Source organism: Streptomyces sp. NPDC058052 (assembly GCF_042885515.1).
Classification (GTDB): Bacteria; Actinomycetota; Actinomycetes; order Streptomycetales; family Streptomycetaceae; genus Streptomyces.
Map to the genome: position 1 here is coordinate 182566 of NZ_JBHVRX010000009.1, position 21582 is coordinate 204147.

Consider the following 21582-nt stretch of genomic DNA (forward strand, 5'->3'; position numbering starts at 1 on the left):
CGATCTTCACTCCATCGAGTGGTGTTACCCTCAGGCCCGTTTCAGCAAACGAGCAAAGTTGCTCGGCGCGGACACACACATACATAGCTGACGACACAGGGGTGGGCGTGACCCAGAGGCACCGCAGGGATCGCAAGAAGAAACGACTCTTGTACGGAGCGGCGGCCGCGGTCGTCGCCACGGCGACCATCGGCACCATCGCGGTCGCCTCGCCGGGCCTCCTCGGCACCACCGACGACGCGAAGCCCGCCGGCACGGCCACCCTCCAGGAGCAGTTCGCCGCGGCGGCGGAGGAGTTCGACGTACCGCAGAGCGTGCTGATGGCGGTCTCGTACCGCCAGACGCGGTGGGAGTCGCACGACGGGCAGCCGAGCGTCACCGGCGACTACAACGTCATGGGCCTGACGAAGGTCGACGCCGCCGACCTCGAGCAGGACACGGACGCGCAGGCGCTCGATCTCATGAACCGCTCCGGCGACCCGGCGATCGAGAAGAAGTTCGACAAGGAGAAGGCGCTGGCGACGCTCCGCAAGGAGACCGTCGACACCAGCGACCCGCGCCTGCACACCCTGGACAAGGCCGCCGAGCTGATCGACAGCTCCACCGACGCCGTCCAGAACGACACGGCCGCGTCCATCCGCGCCGGTGCCGCCCTCCTCGCCGACTACCAGAAGCAGGCCGGCGCCGAGCTGTCGGAGGAGCCCGGCGTCTGGTACCCGGCGGTCGCCCGCTTCAGCCAGTCCGAGGACCGCAAGGGCGCCGACCTGTTCGCCAAGCGGGTCTTCGAGTCGATCAGGACCGGCGAGAGCGCCCTCACGACCGACGGCGAGCAGGTCGTCCTGCCGGCCGACCCGGGCGTCGAGCCCGTCAAGCCGTCGAACGTCCCGCTGGCCGCCGCCTTCGCCGCGACGACCGCGACGGTCGAGTGCCCGGCCGGCCTGGCGTGCGCCTACGACTCCGCCGCGTACGTGAAGGACCTCGGCAACTTCAACGTCGCCGACCGGGGCTCCAACGGCTACGCGATCAACCAGATCGTGATCCACGACGTCGAGGGCACCCACGACGGCGCGGTCAGCGTCTTCAAGAACGCCAACAGCTGGGCGAGCGCGCACTACGTCGTGCGCAACGACGGTCGCGTGACCCAGATGGTCGAGACCAAGAACGAGGCGTTCCACGCGGGCAACAAGACCGTGAACATGCACTCGATCGGTATCGAGCAGGAGGGATACGCGATCAAGGGCGGCGGCGGCTGGTACAAGGAGCCGCAGTACGAGTCCACCGCCGCGCTGGTGAAGTTCCTCGCGGCGAAGTTCTCCGTGCCGCTGGACCGCGAGCACATCATCGGCCACGACGACGTGCCGAGCATCCTGGACTCGAAGATCCAGGACCACTGGGACCCGGGCCCGTTCTGGGACTGGAACCTCTTCATGGGCAAGATGGGCGCGCCCACCGGCGCCGGCAACGCGGGCGGCCTCCTCCAGGCCGGCCAGCTCGTCCGGATCGTGCCGCCGTTCACCTCGGCCAACCAGCCGACGCTCACGTACTACGACGAGGCCGCCGGGGCGAACAAGACGGCTCCCGCCCAGCCGACGAACTTCGTCTACCTCTACTCGGAGCCCGTGGCCGACCCGGCCAATGCTCTGAAGGACCCGTACTTCACCGCGCTCTGGTCGCAGGGCTCGAACTGGGCGAACAAGGTCACGGCGGGCAGCGTGCACGTCGTCGCCGAGTCCCGCGGCAACTGGACCGCCATCTGGTTCGGCGGCAAGAAGGCGTGGTTCTACAACCCGGGCGGCCAGTTCACCTCGCTCGTCGGCGTGAAGACGGCGATCACCGCCAAGGACGGCGCCACGTCGATCCCGGTCTACGGCCGTGCCTACCCCGAGGACTCCGCGTACACCGGCACCGGTGTCCCGGTCCAGACCAGCAACAACGCCTCGCTGACGAAGTACAGCCTCCCCGCGGGCCAGCAGTACGTGAAGGTCGGCCCCGCCGTCCCCGGTGACTACTTCTCCAGCACGTACAACGCCGTGGGCACCCGCGTCGTGGGCAAGACGAACCTGTTCGTGCCCATCCGGTTCAACCACCGCCTCGCCTGGGTGAAGGCCGCCGACATCAAGGAGGTCACCACCAAGGCCGCCGTCCCCACCACCAACCGCAACAACGTCATCGCCCGTGACGCCGCCGGCGTGCTCTGGCAGTACCAGGGCAGCGGGACCGGCTCCGCGCCGTTCCTGACCAAGTACCGGGTCGGGCCGGGGTGGCAGGTCTACAACACGATCACGCCCATGACGACCCTCCGTGCCGACGGCACCGGGGACGTCGTCGCCCGGGACAAGGACGGGGTGCTCTGGTACTACAAGGGCACCGGCAACCCCTCCGTCCCGTTCAAGACGCGGCTCAAGGTCGGCGGCGGCTGGAACGTCTACGACAAGATCCTCGGCGTCGGCGACATGAACGCCGACGGCCGCGCTGACCTGATCGCCCGGGACAAGACCGGCGTGCTCTGGCTCTACAAGAACACCGGCGCCTCCCCGAACCCCTTCGCGACCCGGGTCCGCGTCGGCGGCGGCTGGAACATCTACAACGAGCTGATCAGCACCGGCGACATGACCGGCGACGGCAAGCCCGACCTGATCGCCCGGGACACCACCGGCGTCCTGTGGATGTACAAGAACACCGGCGGTTCCCCGAACCCGTACGCCACCCGCGGCAAGGTCGGCGGCGGCTGGAGCGTCTACAACCTCATGGTCGGCCCCGGCGACCTGGACAAGGACGGCAAGCCGGACCTGATCGCCCGGGACAAGTCCGGTGTCCTGTGGTTCTACAAGAACACCAGCGGCTACCCGAACCCGTACGCCCCCATGCAGCGGATCGGCGGCGGGTGGGGGGTCTACAACCTGATCGTCTGATCGGGCCGGTCTCCTCGCACGGGGTCCGTTCCGCGCCGTCCACGGCGTGGAACGGACCCCGTTCCCGTGTCCCCCTGGGTTACAGTGCTCGCATGTACGCGCTGCCGACCCAGAACTGGTGGTGGACCGTCCCTCCGGCGGCCCACTGACTGCGCGTATCCGAAGACCACGCGAAGGCCGCCCGAGGGGCGGCCTTTCTCGTACCCGCGAGGCCGTTCCTCTCCGCACCCCACCGGAAGGAACCCGCACGCCATGACCTTCGAACTCGCCCGTCTCCTCGACGACTCCGCCCCGCCCTTCGCCCTGCTGCGCCGCCGCACCCCCGGCCGTGACCACGACACCGTCGAGGTGCTGATCGGGGCCGTCCACGAGGCGGAGCGGCTGGCCGACCTGCCGGTGGGCGAGCGGCCGGCGCTCGCGCTGGTGCCGTTCCGGCAGATCCGGGAGCGCGGCTTCGACGTGCGGGACGACGGCACCCCGCTCTCCGTGCTGGTCGCGGAGGAGACGTACGAGCTGCCGCTCGGCGAGGCGCTCGACGCCCTGCCCGCGCACCGCGTCGAGGTCGCCGGAGGCTCCTTCGACGTCTCCGACGAGGAGTACGCGGGGATCGTGCGGCGGGTGGTCGAGGAGGAGATCGGCGGCGGAGAGGGCGCCAACTTCGTCATCCGGCGGACGTACACCGGGGAGATCCCCGGCTTCGGGCGGGCCGACGCGCTGGCCCTCTTCCGGCGGCTGCTGGCGGGCGAGCGGGGCGCGTACTGGACCTTCGTGGTGCACACCGGGGACCGGGTCCTGGTCGGCGCCAGCCCCGAGGTGCACGTGCGGATGTCGGGCGGGACGGTCGTCATGAACCCGATCAGCGGCACGTACCGCTACCCGGACGGGGGCGCGCCGACCGCCGAGGGGCTGCTCGCCTTCCTCGCCGACCGCAAGGAGACCGAGGAGCTCTCCATGGTGGTGGACGAGGAGCTGAAGATGATGTGCACGGTCGGGGACATGGGCGGGGTGGTGATCGGTCCCCGGCTGAAGGAGATGGCCCACCTCGCGCACACCGAGTACGAGCTGCGCGGGCGGTCCTCGCTGGACGTGCGGGAGGTGCTGCGGGAGACGATGTTCGCGGCGACCGTGACGGGCTCGCCGGTGCAGAACGCCTGCCGGGTGATCGAGCGTCACGAGGCCGGCGGACGGGCGTACTACGCGGGGGCGCTGGCGCTGCTCGGCACGGACGAGAACGGGGCGCAGACGCTGGACTCCCCCATCCTCATCCGGACCGCCGACATCGCGGCCGACGGGCGGCTGCGGGTGCCGGTGGGGGCGACCCTGGTGCGGCACTCGGACCCGGCGGGCGAGGTCGCGGAGACGCACGCGAAGGCGGCGGCGGTGCTCGCGGCGCTCGGGGTGCGGGAGGGGCGCCCGGAGGCGCAGGACGCGCCGGCGGGGCCGCGGCTGGCGGACGATCCGCGGGTGCGGGCCGCGCTGGACGCCCGGCGGGCCGACCTGGCGCCGTTCTGGCTGCGGATGCAGGCCCGGTCGGCGGAGCTGACGGGTCACGCGCTGGTGATCGACGCGGAGGACACCTTCACCGCGATGCTCGCCCATCTGCTGCGGTCCTCGGGCCTGGAGGTGTCGGTGCTGCGGTTCGACGAGCCGGGGCTGCGGGAGCTGGCGCTCGCCCACGAGGGCCCGGTCGTGCTGGGGCCCGGCCCGGGCGACCCGGCGGACGCGGCCGACCCGAAGATGCGGTTCCTGCGCGGGCTCACCGCCGAGCTGCTGCGCGGCCACCGGCACGGCCTGCTCGGGGTGTGCCTGGGGCACGAGCTGATCGCGGCGGAGCTGGGCCTGGACATCGTGCGCAAGCGGACCCCGTTCCAGGGCGCGCAGGTCCGGATCGACCTCTTCGGGCAGGAGCGGACGGCCGGCTTCTACAACAGCTTCACGGCGCGCTGCGACGAGCGTGAGGCGACGGAGCTGGCGCTGCACCGGATCGAGGTGAGCCGGGACCCGGAGTCGGACGAGGTGCACGCGCTGCGCGGGCCGGGCTTCGCGTCGGTGCAGTTCCACCCGGAGTCGGTGCTGACGCTGGAGGGCGCGGCGGTGACGGCCTCGCTGCTCGCCGGAGTGCTGGTCTAGGAGGTGATCCGCGGGACCAGGACGTTCTCGCCGCGTTCGCCCCGCGTGTAGTCGAGGACGTTCTGGACCGTGGTGTCGATGATCTGGCCGACCGCGTCGGAGGTGTAGTACGCCTGGTGGCTCGTCACCACCACGTTCGGGAAGGTCACCAGGCGGGCCAGGGTGTCGTCCTCGACGCCCGCGAGGGACTTGTCGAGGAAGAAGAGGCCGGCCTCGGCCTCGTAGACGTCGAGGCCGACGCCGGCGAAGCGGCCGGCGCGCAGTTCGGTGACGAGGGCGTCGGTGTCGACGAGGCCGCCGCGGCTGGAGTTGACCAGGAGGGCGTCGTCCTTCATGGCCTTGAGGGCGGCGGCGTCGAGGATGTGGTGGGTGGCGGGCAGCAGCGGCACGTGGAGGCTGATGAGGTCGGCCTCGGCGAGGAGCCGGTCCTTCTCGACGTACTCCATGCCCAGGGCGAGGCAGGCGGGGTTCTCGGCGACGTCCCAGCCGAGGAGCCGCATGCCGAAGCCGTGGGCGATCCTGGCGAACGCCTCGCCGATCTTGCCGGTGCCGAGGACGCCGGCGGTGCGGCCGCGCATGTCGCGGCCCATCAGCCCGTCGAGGCGGAAGTCGAAGTCGCGGGTGCGGTGGGAGGCGCGGACGATCCGCCGGTTGACGGCCATGGCGAGGGTCCAGGCGAACTCGGCGACGGAGTACGGCGAGTAGTACGAGACGCGGGCGACGGTGAGGCCCAGGCGCTCGGCGACCTCCAGGTCGATGTTGTTGAAGCCCGTGGAGCGCTGGGCGATCATCTGGGTGCCGCCGGCCGCGAGGGTCTGCAGGACCCGGTGGTCGAGGATGGCGTTGACGCTGGTGGAGATGACCTCGTAGCCGGCCGCGATGGGCGCGGTGTCCTCCGTGAGGAAGACGTCGAGGCAGCGCACGTCATGGTGACCCGCGAACGCCTTCTCGATCATCGGCTTCTCGTCCGCCTGCACGCCGAATGCCAGGATCTCCACGACAGTCCTCTCACCAGAAGGCCGCATATGCGCCCGAATATACGGCTCCGTCCCTCACCGCGCCCGGCGTCCGGTCCGGTCAGCCCTCGTCGAGGCCCCGCTCGATCGCGTACCGGACCAGCTCGACCCGGTTGTGCAGCTGGAGCTTGCCCAGGGTGTTCTGGACGTGGTTCTGCACGGTCCGGTGCGAGATGACCAGCCGCTCGGCGATCTGCTTGTAGCTGAGGCCCTTGGCGACCAGCCGCAGGACCTCGGTCTCGCGGTCGGTGAGGCGCGGCGCCTCGGGCTCCCCGGCGCCCGCGGCGGGGAGGGGCTCGGAGGCGAGGCGGCGGTACTCGCCGAGGACCAGGCCGGCCAGGCCGGGGGTGAAGACGGGGTCGCCCGCCGCGGTGCGGCGGACGGCGTCGGTCAGCTCCTCGGTGCTGGCCGACTTCAGCAGGTAGCCGGTGGCGCCGGACTTCACGGCCTCCAGGACGTCGGCGTGCTCGCCGCTCGCCGAGAGGACCAGGACCCGCAGTCCGGGCAGCGTCCCGACCAGCTCCTTGCAGACCTGGACGCCCGGCTTGGCCGGCAGGTTCAGGTCCAGGACGAGGACGTCGGGGGCGGCGGCGGGGGCCCGGCGGACGGCCTGCTCGCCGTCGCCGGCGGTGGCGACCACGTCGAAGCCGGCCTCGGCCAGGTCGCGGGCGACGGCGTCCCGCCACATGGGGTGGTCGTCGACGACCATCACCTTGATCGGCCGCTGCGGCTCCGCGGAGTCCGCCACGTGCTGGGCCTCGTTCACTTCTCTCCTGCCTTCCCCCGTGCGTCCCGCGGCGGTCGCGGGACCTTCAGTTCGACTTCGGTGCCCTGGCCGGGGACCGAGATCAGCTCGGCCGTGCCGCCCAGGTCGCGCAGGCGCCCCCGGATGGAGAGCGCGACGCCCATCCGGCCCTCGCCCTCCGCCTCGGCGAGCCGTCCCTCCGGGATGCCGGGCCCGTCGTCCCGGACGGTGACGATGACCTCGTCGTCCCAGTCCTCGACCAGGATCCACGCGCACGCGTCCGCGCCCGCGTGCGTCCGCACGTTGTCCAGGGCGGCGCCGACGGCGGCGGCGAGTTCGCGCGCGGCTCCGGAGGGCAGCGGGACGGGCACGCCGGGGTCGGCGAGGGTGACCCGGGCCCCGGCCCGCGGGGCGAGGAGGGTGCGCAGGTCGACCGGGACGTCGCCCCGCGGGTCGTCGTCGACCTCGACGACCCGGACGACCGCGCCCTCGGACTCGTCCTCGGAGACGTGGCTGGTACGGGTGAGCCCGCCGGCGACCAGGGTCCGCAGGGCGACCTCCTGCTCGCCCGCCATCCGGCCCAGCTCCGCGGCCTCCCCGCCGAGCGCGGTGCCGCGCCGCTGCACCATGGCGAGGACCTGGAGGACGCTGTCGTGGATGTCGCGGGCGAGCCGCTCGCGCTCCCGGGTGGCGGCCTCGATCTCCAGGGCGCGGGCGAGGGTGCGCTCGGAGGCGCGGGCGACCTCGACGACGTAGCCGATGGCGATGGAGGCGACCCAGACCAGGACGACGTTGTGGACGGTGTCCCGGCTGGGGTGGGCCCGCTCGACGATGTTGGCGACGGCGACGAGGGAGGAGGCGAGGCCGGCCCAGCGCCAGCCGCCCTTGATGGCGTAGGCGAGGACGGAGCCGGCGGTCCATATCGTCGGCAGGGTGGGGCCGTCCACGGACTGGGCGTGGGCGTCCGCGAGCGGAGTGAGGAGGATGCCGGTGAGGGCGAGGGTGAGGTCGGCGACGAGGAAGCGCTTGGTGCAGCTGGCCGCGTTCGCCACCTTGGGGAGGGTGGCGAGGGTCCAGACGCAGAGCACCGCCAGGTAGGCGACGGCGACCCAGGGCCGCTCGTAGCGGTCCCGGCCCGTGACGAAGATCAGTACCGCGTAGACCATCGTCAGGACGCGGTATCCGGTCAGAGCCCGCCACAGCGGCTGCTCGACCGACATGCGCACGACACGCTCGCGCTTGGCCATCTCCCCCACCCCCACCGGCGCTCCCCCGCGGGAGAGGTCAGGCGCCGGACTCTTCCCGTGCGGCGATCTCCGCCTTCACGGCCTCCTTGGCGGCCTTCTCGGCCTCCGCGATCTGCCGCTTGGCGGCCGTCGCGTAGATGTCCACGTACTCCTGGCCGGAGAGCTTCATGATCTCGTACATGACCTCGTCGGTCACCGAGCGCAGGATGAAGCGGTCGCCGTCCATGCCGTGGTAGCGGGAGAAGTCCAGCGGCTTGCCGATCCGGATCCCGGGGCGCATCAGCTTCGGGACGACCTTGCCGGGCGGCTGGATCTTCTCGGTGTCGATCATGGCGACCGGGATGACCGGGGCGCCGGTGGCCAGCGCCACCCGGGCGAGCCCGCCGGGCTTGCCGCGGTAGAGGCGGCCGTCGGGCGAGCGGGTGCCCTCGGGGTAGATGCCGAAGAGGCCGCCGCCCTCGATGACCTCGATGCCGGCCCTGATGGCGGCCTCGCCGGCGCCGCGGGCGCCCGAGCGGTCCACCGGGAGCTGGCCGACGCCCTTGAAGAAGGCGGCGGTCAGCCGGCCCTTCACGCCGGGCGTGGTGAAGTACTCGGCCTTGGCGATGAAGGTGACCTTGCGGTCGAGGACCGCGGGCAGGAAGAAGGAGTCCGAGAAGGACAGGTGGTTGCTGGCCAGGATCGCGGGCCCGTCGGCGGGCACGTTCTCCAGGCCCTCCACCCAGGGCCGGAAGGCGAGCTTCAGGGACCCGCCGATGGAGAACTTCATTGCGCCGTAGATCAACTCGCCATGCCTTCCGTGTGCCGTCGCCACGACTTTATCCCGTACCGACGTGCCGCCCCCGCTGCGGCCCTGGTCGGTGTCGGTCCGGTCGCGTACCGTGAAGGTCCTTCCCCCATCGCCGTACGCCTCCGGCGCCCCTGACGCGCCGGAGCCGCAACCGAACAGGAGATCCCGGTGCCGGTCCTTCCCGGAGCCGAGCCGTACCGCCATGAGGGCGGAGAGGTCGGCGTCCTTCTCTGTCACGGATTCACCGGTTCCCCGCAGTCGATGCGCCCGTGGGCCGAGTACCTCGCGGACCGCGGCCTGACGGTGTCGGTGCCCCTGCTGCCCGGGCACGGCACGCGCTGGCAGGACATGCAGCTCACCACCTGGCGCGACTGGTACGCGGAGGTGGACCGGGCGCTGCGCGAGCTGACCGCCCGCTGTTCCGCCGTCTTCGTCTTCGGCCTGTCCATGGGCGGGGCGCTGACCCTGCGGCTCGCCGCGCAGCACGGCGACGCGGTCCGCGGCATCGTCCTCGTCAACCCGGGCAACAAGGTGCACGGCCTCGCCGCGCACGCGCTGCCGGTCGTGCGGCACCTCGTGCCGACGACGAAGGGCGTCGCCAACGACATCGCGAAGGAGGGCATGACCGAGGTCGGGTACGACCGGGTGCCGCTGCACGCGGCGCACTCGCTGCGGCAGTTCTTCCGGCTGGTCGACGGCGAGCTGCCGCAGGTCACCCAGCCGCTCCTGCTGCTGCACAGCCCGCAGGACCACGTGGTGCCGCCGGCCGACTCGGCCCGGGTGCTCGGTCGTGTCTCCTCCACGGACGTCCGGGAGGTGCTGCTGGAACAGAGCTACCACGTGGCGACGTTGGACCATGACGCGGAGAGGATCTTCGAGGAGAGTCTGGCGTTCGTCGAGCGTCTCGCCCCGGGACTCGTGGGCGGGAAGGGGAGCAGGAGCGGTGGCTGACCAGCAGGACGGCGGCGAGCGGGAGCCGCAGCCCATCGACGAGGAGGCGGCGTGGGCCGCGATCGTCGCGGGGTACGGCGAGGAGCCCGTGGACCCGCCGGGCACGCGGCCGTTCCGGCCGATCGAGAACCTGAGGCTTCCGGAGCCGGAGGAGCTGGAGGCCCGTGAGGCCCGCGCGGCCTCGGGCAGTGACGTGCCGAAGCCGGACAAGCCGAAGCCGGAGCCGAAGCGGGAGGCGCCGTCGCCGCTCGCGCCGGAGCCGGAGCCGGGCCCCGACTCGGGCGACCAGGGCGACGAGAAGCCGGCCCTCGGCAGCTCGATCGTCTTCGCGCCGGGGGTGCGGCCGGACAACGGCCCGCGCGACTACAGCCTGGCCGAGCCGGAGGAGGGGCCCGGCGGCTCGGACGAGGGGCACTTCGTGCCGCCGGAGCCGCCACCGCTGCCGGAGGCGGACACCACCACCAAGTTCGCCTGGCTCGCGGTGGTCGGCGGCCCGGTCCTGATGCTGGTCGCCGTCCTCCTCCAGTGGGACATGACCTGGTGGCTCACCACCCTGTGCATCGGCGGCTTCCTGGGCGGTTTCGTGACCCTGGTGGCCCGGATGAAGGGTGACGACGAGGACGACGACGGGTACGACGACCCGGGCCGCGGCGCGGTGGTGTGACGCCGGCGCGGCCGGGTCCCGGACCCTGGCCGCCGGCACCGGCACCGGCCGGTGAGCCGATCTCCGCGGGCCCCGGCGGGCCGGGGCCCGGGGCGGCCGTCAGGCCGTGGCCGGGAGCCTGACCGCCGCCAGCACCGGCAGGTGGTCGGTGGCGGCGGCCAGGTCCGCGGGGTCCGGGCCGGTGGGGACGCCGCAGCCGAGGAACTCGACGCCGTCCGTCGCCAGGACGGCGTCGATCCGCTGCCGGGGGGCGTGCTGCGGGTGGGTGTGCTCGGTGCCCCGGGGGCGGGCCTCCCAGCCGTCGCGGAGCGTCCGGGTGAGCCGGGTGAAGGCCGGGCCGCCGGGCCGTTCGTTGAGGTCGCCGGCGACGATCGTGTACGGGGTGTCCAGCGCGGCGACCCGGTCGAGGACCATCCCGGCCTGGGCGTACCGCTCGTCCTCGCGCAGGCTCAGGTGGCAGCTGACGAGACCCAGCCGTACGGCCCCGAAGCGGACGACGGCGGTGGCGAGGCCCCGCCGGTGCAGGCCGGGGGTGAGCGGCAGGAGCACGTCCTCGGTCCGCTCGACGGTGGCGCGCAGCGAGCAGAGCAGCAGCGGTCCCGCGGCGGTGGCCCCGCCGGAGAGGACGACCAGCTCGCTCTTGGCGGCGAGCCGGGCCGCGTGCTTGCGCCAGCGGAAGAAGCGCGGGGCCTCCTGCGCGAGGACGACGTCGGGGGCGCAGGCACGGATCACGCGGGCGAGGGCGTCCTCGTCGTCGCGCATCGAGCGGAGGTTGTAGCTGAGGATCCGGACCACGGCGGAACCGTCCGGCTCGGTACGGGAGGCGGGCAGCGCGCCGGTCGCGTCGAGGGCCATGGGCCCACGATAGGGCGGATGCCCGCCGCGCCCCAGAGGGCGCGACGGGCATCGACCGGTGGGGACGACTGCCCCCGGGGTGTCGTCGGGTCAGCCCTGGCGGGCCAGGTCCGCGGCGCCGACCAGGCCGGCCTTGTTGCCGAGCTGGGCGGCGAGGACCTGGGCGTGCGGGCGGTAGCTGCCGCCGATCAGCCAGCGCCGGAAGGACTTCCGGATCGGGTCGAGGACGAGCTCGCCCTCGTCCGAGACGCCGCCGCCGACGATGAAGGCGGAGGGGTCGAAGAGCGAGGCGAGGTCGGCCAGTCCGGCGCCGGCCCAGCGGGCCAGCTCGCGGAAGGAGTCGATGGCGACCGGGTCGCCCGCGCGGGCGGCCTCGCTGACGTGCTTGCCCTGGACGCCCTCGGGGGTGCCGTCGCCGAGCGCGAGGAGGACCTCGGCGTTCTCGGGGGTGGCGGCGGCACGCTGGCGGGCGTAGCGGACGAGGGCGCGGCCGGAGGCGTACTGCTCCCAGCAGCCCTGGCTGCCGCAGCCGCACAGCAGGCCGTCGGGGACGACCCGGATGTGGCCGAACTCGGCGGCGACGCCGAAGCGTCCGCGGCGCAGCTTGTTGCCGATGATGATGCCGCCGCCGAGGCCGGTGCCGAGGGTGATGCAGATGACGTCGTCGTGGCCCTGGCCGGCGCCGAAGCGGTACTCGCCCCAGGCGGCGGCGTTGGCGTCGTTCTCGACGACGACGGGCAGGCCGACGCGCTGCTCGACCTTGTCCTTGAGCGGCTCGTGACGCCAGTCGATGTTCGGCGCGAAGAGGACGGTGGCCCGTTTGTCGTCGACGTAGCCGGCGGCGCCGATGCCGACGGCCTCGATCGGGTGGCCCTTGCCGGCCTCGGAGACGGCCGCGCTGATGGCGTCCACGATGCCTTCGGGGGTGGGCGGGGTCGGCACCGTGTGGGTGTCGAGGATGTTGCCCTCCTCGTCGACCACGCCGGCCGCGATCTTCGTGCCGCCGATGTCGACGCCGATGGTGAGTCCCATGAATCCCTCAGTTTTCGGTCGAGCCCCGCTAGGGCCCACCGTACCCGAGGGGGAGGCGCCTTACGGATCAGTCCAGATCGATGGGACGGCCGGTGGTGGGGCCTTCGCCGCCCTCCCCGCGGTCGTCCGGCTGGTCCCCGCCGGGCTCGCGGGGGGTCTCGGCGGTGCGGCGGGGGTCGTCCTCGGAGAGGCCGGGGCCGCGGGTCCAGCGGGTCTCGTGGCCCTCGACGGCCGAGCGGTAGGCGGCGAGGAGTTCGCCGCCGGCGGCGGCGAGGTGGTCGAAGACCTGCGGGTTGCGCTCGATGACCGGCTCGACGGCGGCCTTCGCGTGGTGGACGAGTCCCCTGACGGTCTCGGCGGCCTGGGCGGCCGCCTCGGCGGCGTTCTGCCCGCCGAACAGCGGGGCCGCGGCGCCGAGTCCGCCGGTGAGCTTGTCGGCGACGGCCTCGAAGAGCCTGCGGAACTCCTCGGCCGGTGAGCCGGGCTCCTCGCCGTGCTCCGCGCGGCGGCGGGCCTTCTCCGCCTCCAGGTCCTCGGCGCACGCCTTGGCCCAGGCGTCCGGATCGCTGCTCATGGCGTACTCCTCCGTCGCTTCCCTTCCTTCGACGGTACACGCCCGGGAGGAGCGGTCAGGAGTCCTTGGGCCAGAGACCGGGGTCGGGGGCGAAGCGGATCGCGAGATCGCCGTCGACGAGTCCGGCGCCGGTGACGGTGCAGCGGCGCAGGGCGGGCGGGAGGGGCAGGGTGCGGCGGAATGATCCGGCGCCGAGGAGCAGTTCGTCACCCCTGCGGACGAGGGAGAGCTCCCGCTTGACGGCCCCGGGCAGCGGCAGGTGCCAGACGAGCACGCCGTCCTCGGCGCGGCGGTCCTCGACGGTCGGCGCGGGCGCGGGGACGGGCGGGAGGCCGGGCCGCACGGCGGCGAGCAGGGCGAGGTCCTCGGGGCCGCGGGGGGCGCGGCCGAGGTGCGGCAGCTCGTGCAGGATCTCGCCGGCGTCGGCGCGGAGGGCCTCCAGGTGCCGGTGCTGTTCGGCGGTGAGGGCGGCGAGCCAGGGGTCCTCGGACGCGGCGGGGAGCAGCCGGTTGGCGATCACGGCGTCGAGGGCGAGGCCCTGGAGGGCGAGGCCGAGGCGGGCGTCGCGGAGGGTGGCGGCGGCGTCCGGGCCCGGTTCGAGGACGAGCCGGACGGTGGTGCCGGGGGCTTCGACGACGGCCTGGACGGCGGCGAGCTCCCGCTCCCAGCGGGCGGTGGTCTCGTACAGCCACTGGGCGGGCATGGGGACGCCGGCGAGCTGGGCGAGCATCGGGCGGAGCGCGCGGGCGGCCTGCCGCTCGGGCGGCAGCAGCCGGCGCAGGTAGCGGCGGAGCTGCTCGGGGAGGGCGAGGACGGTGAGGGCCTCGCGGAGCGGCGGCAGGTCGACGACGGCGAGGTCGTGGTCGCCGGCGGCCGTCTCGCGCAGCGCCCGGAGGAGGGCGAACTGGCGGCTGCCGGGCAGTTCGGTGAGTTCGGCGTCCTCGAAGGGCGAGGCCCCGAGGAGGTCGAGGACGGTCCCGGAGCGGGCCTGGAGGGCGAGGAACTCGCGCCGGAAGTCGCCGGCGGGGTCGGGCCGCAGGACGGTGAGCGTCCCGGGGCCCGCGTCGCGGACGGCGTCGGTGACCGGTCCGGCGTGCGCCGGGTCCGTGTCGCCGGGGACGAGCAGCACGCGGCGGCCCGCGTGGGCCTCGGCGAGGGCGGTCGCCGTGGCGACCGTGGTGCGCCCGGCGCCGCCGGCTCCGGTGACGAGGATGATCCGCATGCGGGTGACGCTATCGCGGGTCCGCCGGAGGCCGGGTTCCGGTCTCCGGGCGCCCGGGGTTCAGGGCTGGGACTCGACGCGCTTCTTCAGGCCGGCGAGGGCGCGGTCGATGATGACCTTCTCGGCCTTGCGCTTGATCATGCCGAGCATGGGGATCTTGACGTCGACGGTGAGCTGGTAGGTGACCTGGGTGCGGTCGCCGCCGAGCGGGGTGAGGCGGTAGGAGCCGTCGAGGGAGCGGAGCATCTGGGACTTGACCAGGGTCCAGCTGACCTCGTGGGCACCGGTCCAGGTGTACGCGAGGGTGTGGTCGTCCTTGATGGCGCCGGCGTCGAGGACGAGCCGGACCTTCTCGGCGCGGCCGGCGGCGTCGGTCTCCAGGACCTCGGCCTGGGTGACCTCACCGGTCCAGTCGGGGTAGCGGGCGAAGTCGGCGATCACACCCATGACGTCGGCCGGCGCCGCCTCGATGGTGATGCTCGAGCTGGTGTGTTCGGCCATCGCGGTGGCTCCTCCACTGTGCGGTCCGGCGGAAGTCGAGGGCACGGACACGTGCCGGGGGAAGGCTATCGCGCCCCGGGCCCCGGCCCGGTGACGGCCCGGTCACCGAGACGGCGCGCACCGTCCTGGCCGGTGGCCACGGGTCCGGGGACGGGGCCACGGGTCCCGGGGCGGGGCCACGGGTCCGGTGCCGCCGCCCCGGGGTCACCACTCCAGGGCGAAGGGGCGGCCGGTGGCGGCGAAGTGCCCGACGTTGACGCATTCGGTGGCGCCGATCCGCATCCGGCGGGCCAGCGGCTGGTGGACGTGGCCGAAGAGGGCGTAGCGGGGGCGGGTGCGGCGGATGGCGTCGAGGAGGGCGCGGCTGCCGCGCTCGAAGCGGCGGGCGACGGTGTCGTAGGTCAGGTCGGGGACGTCGGGCGGGATGTGGGAGCAGAGGACGTCGACCTCGCCGAGGGCCTCGACCTTGGCGGCGTACTCCTCGTCCGAGATCTCGTACGGGGTGCGCATCGGGGTGCGCAGGCCGCCGCCGACGAAGCCGACGACGAGGCCGCCGATCTCGACGCGCTGCCCGTCGAGGACGGTGGTGCCGGGACCGGCGTACTCGGGCCAGAGGGTGGGGATGTCGACGTTGCCGTAGGTGGCGTACGTGGGGGTGGGGAAGGCGGCGAAGAGGTCGGCGTACTGGCGGCGGACGGCGGTCTCGATGGCGGTCTCGCGGTCGACGGCGAGTCCGGCCCAGAGGCTGCGGCCCAGGTCGCGGGCCTCGTCGAAGCGGCGGGCGGTGCGCAGTTCGACGATCCGGTCGGCGTTCGCCACTCCGAAGAGGTCGGGGAAGATGCCCCTGCTGTGGTCGGCGTAGTCGAGGAACAGGACCAGGTCGCCGAGGCATATGAGGGCGTCGGCGCCGTCCCCCGCCCGGGCGAGGGCGTCGGTGTTGCCGTGCACGTCGCTGACCACGTGGACTCGCATGTGCCCCACCTTAGGGCGTCGGACCTGCGGTTACTTGGGAGTCGGGAAAGCTGTGGATTACTGTGCGGAGAGGGCCGTCACGCTGGTGTGACGCACGGAACATCTGGCCGGGACCCCCTATCGGGAACCACGTACTGGTGGGTAACGTCCGGGCAGTCCACAGTCGTGCTCACCCCCACGAGCACCTGCCCGATCATGGACCGCACCGGTGCGTCCACACAGAGCCGTGGCACCGGAGCCCGATGAGGAGCAGCAGTCTTGCGCGAGTTCAGCCTTCCGGCCCTGTACGAGGTCCCTTCGGACGGCAACCTGACGGATCTCATCCGCCGCAACGCCTCCCAGCACCCAGACGTCGCCGTGATGGGCCGCAAGGTCGACGGCGTGTGGACGGACGTCACCGCCAAGGAGTTCCTCGCCGAGGTCCGCGGGACCGCCAAGGGCCTCGTCGCGGCCGGTGTCGGAGTGGGCGACCGCGTCGCCCTGCTCTCCCGCACTCGTTACGAGTGGGTGCTGCTCGACTTCGCGATCTGGAGCGCGGGCGCGGTGACCGTGCCGGTGTACGAGACCAGCTCGCCGGAGCAGATCCAGTGGATCCTCGGCGACTCGGGCGCCTCGCTGGCGATCGTGGAGTCCGCGGCGCACGAGGCGTCCGTGGAGTCCGTGCGCGGCGAGCTGCCGGCGCTCAAGGGCCTGGTCCGGATCGAGGACGACGCGATCGCGTCGCTGCAGGCGGCGGGCGCGGAGGTCTCGGACGAGACGCTGGACGCGCGGATGTCGGCGGCGAACGCGGACGACCCGGCGACCATCGTCTACACCTCGGGCACGACCGGCCGCCCCAAGGGCTGCGTGCTGACCCACCGGGCGTTCTTCGCCGAGTGCGGCAACGTGGTGGAGCGTCTGAAGCCGCTCTTCCGCACGGGCGAGTGCTCGGTGCTGCTCTTCCTGCCGGCCGCGCACGTCTTCGGGCGCCTGGTCGAGATCGGTGCCGTGATGGCGCCGATCAAGCTCGGCTGCGTGCCCGACATCAAGAACCTCACCGACGAGCTGGCCTCCTTCCGCCCGACGCTGATCCTCGGCGTGCCGCGGGTCTTCGAGAAGGTCTACAACTCGGCGCGGGCGAAGGCGCAGGCCGACGGCAAGGGCAAGATCTTCGACAAGGCCGCGCACACGGCCATCGCCTACAGCCGCGCCCTCGCGACCCCGCAGGGCCCGTCCTTCGGCCTGAAGCTGAAGCACAAGATCTTCGACAAGCTGGTCTACGCGAAGCTGCGGGCGGTGCTCGGCGGGCGCGGCGAGGCCGCGATCTCCGGCGGGGCGCCGCTGGGCGAGCGCCTCGGCCACTTCTTCCGCGGCATCGGCTTCACCGTCCTGGAGGGCTACGGCCTGACGGAGTCGTGCGCGGCGACCGCCTTCAACCCGTGGGACCGCCCGAAGATCGGCACGGTCGGCCAGCCGCTGCCGGGCTCGGTGGTGCGGATCGCGGACGACGGCGAGGTGCTGCTCCACGGCGAGCACATCTTCACGGGGTACTGGAACAACGAGGCGGCGACGGCCGAGGCGCTGGCGGACGGCTGGTTCCACACCGGCGACATCGGCACCCTCGACGAGGACGGCTACCTCGCGATCACCGGCCGGAAGAAGGAGATCCTGGTGACGGCGGGCGGCAAGAACGTCGCCCCGGCGGTCATCGAGGACCGGATCCGCGCCCACGCCCTGGTGGCGGAGTGCATGGTGGTCGGCGACGGCCGCCCGTTCGTCGGCGCGCTGGTCACCCTCGACGAGGAGTTCCTGGGCCGCTGGGCGAGCGAGCACGGCAAGCCGGCCGGCACCACCGCCGCCGCGCTCCGCGAGGACCCGGAGCTGCTGGCGGAGGTCCAGCGGGCGATCGACGACGGCAACGCGGCGGTCTCCAAGGCGGAGTCGGTCCGCAAGTTCCGCGTGCTGGCCTCCCAGTTCACCGAGGAGGCGGGCCACATCACCCCGTCGCTGAAGCTGAAGCGGAACGTGGTGGCGAAGGACTTCGCCGACGAGATCGAGGCGATCTACAGCAAGTGAGACCACGAGGGAGGGGCCCGGCGCACGCGCCGGGCCCCTCCCTCGTGCGTGCGGGGCTCAGAGCAGCTCTCTGAGCCGCTCCGCGAGCAGGTCCCAGCGCCACTTCTCCTCGACCCAGGCGCGGCCGCGCTCGCCCATGCGGGCGCGGAGGGCGGGGTCGAGCAGGAGCGTCGTGACGCGGTCGGCGGTGTCCTCGGCGGACTCGCCCCGGACGACCCAGCCGGTCTCGCCGTCGAGGACGGCGTCGGGGGCGCCGCCGGAGTCGCCGGCGACGACCGGGAGGCCGGTCGCGGACGCCTCCAGGTAGACGATGCCGAGCCCCTCGACGTCCAGGCCGCCCCGGCGGGTGCGGCAGGGCATGGCGAAGACGTCGCCGGCGCCGTAGTGGGCGGGCAGCTCCGACCAGGGGACGGCGCCGGTGAAGCGCACGGAGGCGGCGACGCCGGTCTCGGCGGCGAGCCGGCGCAGGTCCTTCTCGTACGGGCCGCCGCCGACGATCAGCAGGACCGCGTCCGGCACCTGCCGGAGGATCCGGGGCAGGGCGCGGATCAGGGTGTCCTGGCCCTTGCGCGGGACGAGCCGGGAGACGCAGACCACGACCGGGCGGTCGGTGAGGCCGAGGCGGTCCCGGACCTCGTCGCCGCCGGAGCCGGGGTGGAAGGTCTTCTCGTCGACGCCGGGCGGGAGCTGCACCATGCGGTCCGCGGCGGCGGGGGTGAGGGCGGAGGCGATCCGGGAGCGGGTGTACTCGCCGAGGTAGGTGATCGTGTCCGTGCCCTCGCCGATCCGGCGCAGCAGCTGCCGGGCGGCGGGCAGCTGGGCCCAGCCGGCCTCGTGCCCGTGGGTGGTGGCGACCAGCCGCTTCGCACCGGCCCGGCGCAGCGCGGGGGCCATCAGTCCGAGGGGTGCGGCGGCGCCGAACCAGACCGATTCACAGCCGTGCTCGCGCAGCAGCGCGGTGGCCCTGGCGGTCGCACGTGGTGTGGGCAACAGCATGGTGGTGCGGTCCCGGACAACCGTGAAAGGCTGTTCCGCGTCGAACAGAGCGGTGGCCTCCGCCCCTTCGCGGCCTCGCTTCCACGTGGAGGCGTAGACCACGAGCCGGTCGGGGTCCAGTCGCAACGCCATGTTGTGCAGGAACGCCTGGATTCCGCCGGGACGCGGCGGGAAGTCGTTCGTTACGATCAGGGTCTTGTGCATCGTGACCGACAGTACGTGATGGCACGCGATCGCACCCTACGCCCGGCACCACACCCCTCCGCGCGAGCGGACCGACAGGACAGGAACAGGACAGGTATGACGGGCGCAGTGGGGATCGGCTCGCGCACGGCTACGCGGCTGCGGGAGTTGCGTCTTCCGCTGGGCCTCTGGGCACTGACCAGGATCATCCTCCTGGTGTGCGTCTTCAAGATCGTGGTGGTTCCGGGCCCGGACGTCACCAGTGACGTCGAGCAGATCTACCAGAGCTGGTACGAGGTCCTGAAGACCGGCACGTACCCGCAGGACGACGTCACCTGGCAGTACCCGCCGGCCGCCGCCCTGGCGATCCTCTCCCCCGCGCTGCTGCCGTTCCTCGGCTACTCGGCCGCGTTCTTCGTGCTGGCCTTCCTCTGCGACGCCCTGGTCTTCGGGCTCCTGGTGCGCACGGGCGGCCGGCCGGGCCGGTCGATGCGGGGCGCGTGGCTCTGGCTGGCGGCGGTGCCGCTGATGGGGCCGACCGCGTACGCCCGCTACGACATCATGGTCACCGCCGTCGCCGTGGCGGGTCTCCTCGCCGCGATCCGCAGCCCGCGGATACTGGGCGCGCTCGCCGGTTTCGGCGCGGTGCTGAAGGTGTGGCCGGCGCTGATCCTCGCGGGCACCCCGAAGGGCCGGGCGACCTGGCGCTCCTGGCCGGTGGCGGCCGGGACGGCGGCGGGCGTGCTGGCGCTGTGCGCCCTCTGGATGCCGGGCTCGCTGGCCTTCCTCTCCTTCCAGAGCGAGCGGGGCACCGAGGTCGAGTCGCTGGGCGCGATGGTCTTCCACGTGGCCCGGCACTTCGGCTGGGACGGCGAGGCGCGGATGAACTACGGCTCGATCGAGTTCCTCGGCCCGTACGTCTCCTGGGTGTCGAAGGGCGCGATGGCGCTGACCGTGGCCGCCTTCGCCTGGCTGCTGCTGTGGCGGTTCAAGGCGCGCCGCTTCACCTCCTCGACGGTGGCGGACGCGGCCTTCGTCGCGGTGCTGCTCTTCACCGCGACGAGCCGGGTGATCTCCCCCCAGTACATGATCTGGCTGGTCGGTCTCGCCGCGGTCTGCCTGGTGTACCGGTCGAGCCGGATGCGGACTCCGGCGTATCTGATCCTGTGGGCGACGGCGGTCACGCAGTTCGAGTTCCCGGTCTGGTTCTCGCACGTGACCCAGAGCGACTGGCTGGGCATCGGCGTGCTGTTCCTGCGCAACGGCCTGCTGATCGCGGCGACCCTGATGGCCTGCCGGATCCTGTGGAAGCACACGGTCACCGAGGCCGGCACGGTCATCCCGGTCCCGGAGGGTCAGCCGGAGCCCGAGAGGGTGCTGACCCGCTCCGCCTGAGCGGCGCGGGCGGTACGGCGGTGCAGCACCGCCAGCGCGCCGCCCTGCGCGGCCATGGCGAGCGTCATGGCCAGGCAGACGCCGGGGAGCCCGAGCCCTGACAGGGCGAGGGCGAGCGGCAGCTGGAGCAGGACGCCGGCGACGGTGATCCTGGCCAGGTACGGGCTCGCCCCCGCCCCTTCGAAGACCCCGGCGGCGGCGATGTACGCGCCCAGGAGGGGCAGGTAGCCGGCGAGGCAGCGCAGGAGGAGCGCGCCCGCCTCGGCGACGTCGGGCCCGGCCCCGAAGAGCCGCATCACGCCGTCCGCGCCGGCCCACAGCACCGCGGCGAAGCCCGCCCCGAGCGCCGCCCCGAGCAGGGTCGCGGCCCGGGCGACCGGTCCCCGGTCGCCGGCCCCGGCGCCGAGCAGGTGGGCGGTGTGGATGGCGGCGGCCTGGCGCACCGCGTAGAAGGCCATGGTGGCGACGTACATGGCCTTGGTGGCGATGCCGTAGGCGGCGGTCTCGGTGACGCCGAGCCGGGCGACGACGACGGCGAGGGCGAGCGCCCCGGCCATCCGGACGGTGAAGTCGGCGGCCATCGGCAGTCCCGTGGCGGCGGTGCGGCGCACGGCCGCGCCGGTGCTCCCGGCGGGCGGGGTGGCCCGGGCGGCCCTGAGCAGCGGGTGGCGGCGGAGCGCGGCCAGTCCGGCGGCGAGGGCGGCGCTGCGGCCGAGGACGGTGGCGAGGGCGGCGCCGGGCACCCCGTACGCGTGGATGAGGAACGGGTCGAGGACCAGGATCAGGCCGTTGGCGAGGAGGGCGAGCCGCATGGGGGTGCGGGTGTCGCCGGCGCCCTTGAGGATCCCGTCGACGACGTTCCCCGCGAAGAAGACGGCGGTGCCGGGGAGCGAGACGGCGAGGTAGGCGGCGGTGAGGCGGTACGCGTCCCCGCCGGTCCCGGTCCCGCCGAGGAGCAGGGCGGCGAGGGGTTCGCGCAGCAGGAAGCCGCCGAGGGCGACGGGCGGCACGAGCAGGGCGCAGAGGACGGTCCCGCCCCGGACGGCGGTGCGGACGGCGCCGGGGTCGCCGGCGCCGCGGGCCCGGGCGACGAGCACGGTGGTGCCGGAGCCGGCCATGAGGACCACGCCGAGGAGCAGGTTCTCGACGTTGCCGGCGAGGGCGACGGCGGCGACCGCGTCCCCGCCGAGCCGGGCGACCCAGACCATGTTGATGATCCCGGCGGTGACCCCGGCGAGCAGTTCCAGGTAGACCGGCCCGCCGAGCCGGACGAGCGTACGGCGATGACTCCGCTGCGACTCCACAGCTCCCCCTCTTTTCGATGTACCTCGATTCGAGGCAC

18 protein-coding genes are annotated in these 21582 nt (G+C 73.2%); 6 read left to right on the forward strand and 12 right to left on the reverse strand.

Going from position 1 to position 21582, the window contains the following annotated elements; genetic code table 11:
• The first annotated feature begins 107 nt into the window (after nucleotides 1–107).
• Nucleotides 108–2912 carry an N-acetylmuramoyl-L-alanine amidase gene (locus ACFVU3_RS15585; RefSeq protein ID WP_390066424.1) on the forward strand — a complete coding sequence of 935 codons (2805 nt, stop codon included), beginning with the start codon at nucleotides 108–110 and terminating at the stop codon, nucleotides 2910–2912.
• A gap of 252 nt (nucleotides 2913–3164) precedes the next feature.
• On the forward strand, nucleotides 3165–5042 hold the full coding sequence (locus tag ACFVU3_RS15590) for an anthranilate synthase family protein (RefSeq protein WP_390066425.1): 1878 nt from the start codon (nucleotides 3165–3167) through the stop codon (nucleotides 5040–5042).
• On the opposite strand, the gene ACFVU3_RS15595 is transcribed toward ACFVU3_RS15590, so the two are convergent.
• From ACFVU3_RS15595 to ACFVU3_RS15610, 4 genes are all read right to left on the reverse strand, one after another.
• A complete protein-coding gene (locus tag ACFVU3_RS15595; protein ID WP_390066426.1) occupies nucleotides 5039–6040 on the reverse strand; it encodes a 2-hydroxyacid dehydrogenase in 1002 nt (333 codons plus the stop codon). The two genes, ACFVU3_RS15590 and ACFVU3_RS15595, sit on opposite strands and share 4 nt — an antisense overlap.
• A 79-nt stretch (nucleotides 6041–6119) precedes the next feature.
• Nucleotides 6120–6767: a response regulator gene (locus ACFVU3_RS15600; RefSeq protein ID WP_390066516.1), complete on the reverse strand. Its 648-nt coding sequence runs from the start codon at nucleotides 6765–6767 to the stop codon at nucleotides 6120–6122.
• 53 nt (nucleotides 6768–6820) lie between these two features.
• The gene (gene macS / locus ACFVU3_RS15605; RefSeq protein ID WP_390066427.1) at nucleotides 6821–8050 is read right to left on the reverse strand and encodes a MacS family sensor histidine kinase; all 1230 of its coding nucleotides are present in this window, start codon (nucleotides 8048–8050) and stop codon (nucleotides 6821–6823) included.
• Between the two features lie 37 nt (nucleotides 8051–8087).
• Complete coding sequence (locus tag ACFVU3_RS15610) at nucleotides 8088–8819, reverse strand: lysophospholipid acyltransferase family protein (RefSeq protein ID WP_390066518.1); 732 nt, start codon at nucleotides 8817–8819, stop codon at nucleotides 8088–8090.
• 189 nt (nucleotides 8820–9008) lie between these two features.
• On the opposite strand from ACFVU3_RS15610, the gene ACFVU3_RS15615 reads away from it, so the two are divergent.
• Both ACFVU3_RS15615 and ACFVU3_RS15620 read left to right on the forward strand, forming a co-directional pair.
• Complete coding sequence (locus tag ACFVU3_RS15615; protein ID WP_390066428.1) at nucleotides 9009–9791, forward strand: alpha/beta hydrolase; 783 nt, start codon at nucleotides 9009–9011, stop codon at nucleotides 9789–9791.
• Entirely contained in the window at nucleotides 9784–10455 is a 672-nt protein-coding gene (locus tag ACFVU3_RS15620) for a hypothetical protein (protein ID WP_390066429.1), read from the forward strand. Before ACFVU3_RS15615 ends, ACFVU3_RS15620 begins: the two co-directional genes overlap by 8 nt.
• Nucleotides 10456–10554: 99 nt before the next feature.
• On the opposite strand, the gene ACFVU3_RS15625 is transcribed toward ACFVU3_RS15620, so the two are convergent.
• From ACFVU3_RS15625 to ACFVU3_RS15650, 6 genes are all read right to left on the reverse strand, one after another.
• On the reverse strand, nucleotides 10555–11310 hold the full coding sequence (locus ACFVU3_RS15625; RefSeq protein WP_390066430.1) for an endonuclease/exonuclease/phosphatase family protein: 756 nt from the start codon (nucleotides 11308–11310) through the stop codon (nucleotides 10555–10557).
• A 90-nt stretch (nucleotides 11311–11400) separates the two neighbouring features.
• Nucleotides 11401–12342: an ROK family glucokinase gene (locus tag ACFVU3_RS15630; RefSeq protein ID WP_390066431.1), complete on the reverse strand. Its 942-nt coding sequence runs from the start codon at nucleotides 12340–12342 to the stop codon at nucleotides 11401–11403.
• A gap of 67 nt (nucleotides 12343–12409) precedes the next feature.
• The gene (locus ACFVU3_RS15635; protein WP_390066432.1) at nucleotides 12410–12916 is read right to left on the reverse strand and encodes a DUF5304 family protein; all 507 of its coding nucleotides are present in this window, start codon (nucleotides 12914–12916) and stop codon (nucleotides 12410–12412) included.
• A 55-nt stretch (nucleotides 12917–12971) separates the two neighbouring features.
• The gene (locus ACFVU3_RS15640) at nucleotides 12972–14138 is read right to left on the reverse strand and encodes an ArsA family ATPase (RefSeq protein WP_390066433.1); all 1167 of its coding nucleotides are present in this window, start codon (nucleotides 14136–14138) and stop codon (nucleotides 12972–12974) included.
• A gap of 60 nt (nucleotides 14139–14198) precedes the next feature.
• Nucleotides 14199–14639 carry an SRPBCC family protein gene (locus tag ACFVU3_RS15645; protein WP_390066435.1) on the reverse strand — a complete coding sequence of 147 codons (441 nt, stop codon included), beginning with the start codon at nucleotides 14637–14639 and terminating at the stop codon, nucleotides 14199–14201.
• A 204-nt stretch (nucleotides 14640–14843) separates the two neighbouring features.
• Nucleotides 14844–15611: a metallophosphoesterase gene (locus ACFVU3_RS15650; protein ID WP_390066436.1), complete on the reverse strand. Its 768-nt coding sequence runs from the start codon at nucleotides 15609–15611 to the stop codon at nucleotides 14844–14846.
• A 258-nt stretch (nucleotides 15612–15869) separates the two neighbouring features.
• Between ACFVU3_RS15650 and ACFVU3_RS15655 the strand changes: the two genes are divergently transcribed.
• Nucleotides 15870–17666: an AMP-dependent synthetase/ligase gene (locus ACFVU3_RS15655; RefSeq protein ID WP_390066437.1), complete on the forward strand. Its 1797-nt coding sequence runs from the start codon at nucleotides 15870–15872 to the stop codon at nucleotides 17664–17666.
• Nucleotides 17667–17723: 57 nt separating this feature from the next.
• Here the strand turns inward: ACFVU3_RS15655 and ACFVU3_RS15660 are convergent, their stop codons facing one another.
• Entirely contained in the window at nucleotides 17724–18866 is a 1143-nt protein-coding gene (locus tag ACFVU3_RS15660) for a glycosyltransferase family 4 protein (protein ID WP_390066438.1), read from the reverse strand.
• Between the two features lie 96 nt (nucleotides 18867–18962).
• On the opposite strand from ACFVU3_RS15660, the gene ACFVU3_RS15665 reads away from it, so the two are divergent.
• Nucleotides 18963–20240: a glycosyltransferase 87 family protein gene (locus ACFVU3_RS15665; protein ID WP_390066439.1), complete on the forward strand. Its 1278-nt coding sequence runs from the start codon at nucleotides 18963–18965 to the stop codon at nucleotides 20238–20240.
• Here ACFVU3_RS15665 and ACFVU3_RS15670 read toward each other — a convergent pair.
• Nucleotides 20201–21544: an MATE family efflux transporter gene (locus ACFVU3_RS15670; protein ID WP_390066440.1), complete on the reverse strand. Its 1344-nt coding sequence runs from the start codon at nucleotides 21542–21544 to the stop codon at nucleotides 20201–20203. The genes ACFVU3_RS15665 and ACFVU3_RS15670 overlap by 40 nt on opposite strands.
• Between the last annotated feature and the right edge of the window lie 38 nt (nucleotides 21545–21582).

Excerpts from the sequence above, each read along its gene's own strand:
- ACFVU3_RS15645 (WP_390066435.1), bottom strand. The coding sequence starts at position 14,639 with ATGGCCGAACACACCAGCTCGAGCATCACCATCGAGGCGGCGCCGGCC.
- ACFVU3_RS15665 (WP_390066439.1), top strand. The coding sequence starts at position 18,963 with ATGACGGGCGCAGTGGGGATCGGCTCGCGCACGGCTACGCGGCTGCGG.
- ACFVU3_RS15650 (WP_390066436.1), bottom strand. The coding sequence starts at position 15,611 with ATGCGAGTCCACGTGGTCAGCGACGTGCACGGCAACACCGACGCCCTC.
- ACFVU3_RS15640 (WP_390066433.1), bottom strand. The coding sequence starts at position 14,138 with ATGCGGATCATCCTCGTCACCGGAGCCGGCGGCGCCGGGCGCACCACG.
- ACFVU3_RS15600 (WP_390066516.1), bottom strand. The coding sequence starts at position 6,767 with ATGGTCGTCGACGACCACCCCATGTGGCGGGACGCCGTCGCCCGCGAC.
- ACFVU3_RS15630 (WP_390066431.1), bottom strand. The coding sequence starts at position 12,342 with ATGGGACTCACCATCGGCGTCGACATCGGCGGCACGAAGATCGCGGCC.
- macS (WP_390066427.1), bottom strand. The coding sequence starts at position 8,050 with ATGGCCAAGCGCGAGCGTGTCGTGCGCATGTCGGTCGAGCAGCCGCTG.
- ACFVU3_RS15610 (WP_390066518.1), bottom strand. The coding sequence starts at position 8,819 with ATGAAGTTCTCCATCGGCGGGTCCCTGAAGCTCGCCTTCCGGCCCTGG.
- ACFVU3_RS15660 (WP_390066438.1), bottom strand. The coding sequence starts at position 18,866 with ATGCACAAGACCCTGATCGTAACGAACGACTTCCCGCCGCGTCCCGGC.
- ACFVU3_RS15635 (WP_390066432.1), bottom strand. The coding sequence starts at position 12,916 with ATGAGCAGCGATCCGGACGCCTGGGCCAAGGCGTGCGCCGAGGACCTG.
- ACFVU3_RS15625 (WP_390066430.1), bottom strand. The coding sequence starts at position 11,310 with ATGGCCCTCGACGCGACCGGCGCGCTGCCCGCCTCCCGTACCGAGCCG.
- ACFVU3_RS15590 (WP_390066425.1), top strand. The coding sequence starts at position 3,165 with ATGACCTTCGAACTCGCCCGTCTCCTCGACGACTCCGCCCCGCCCTTC.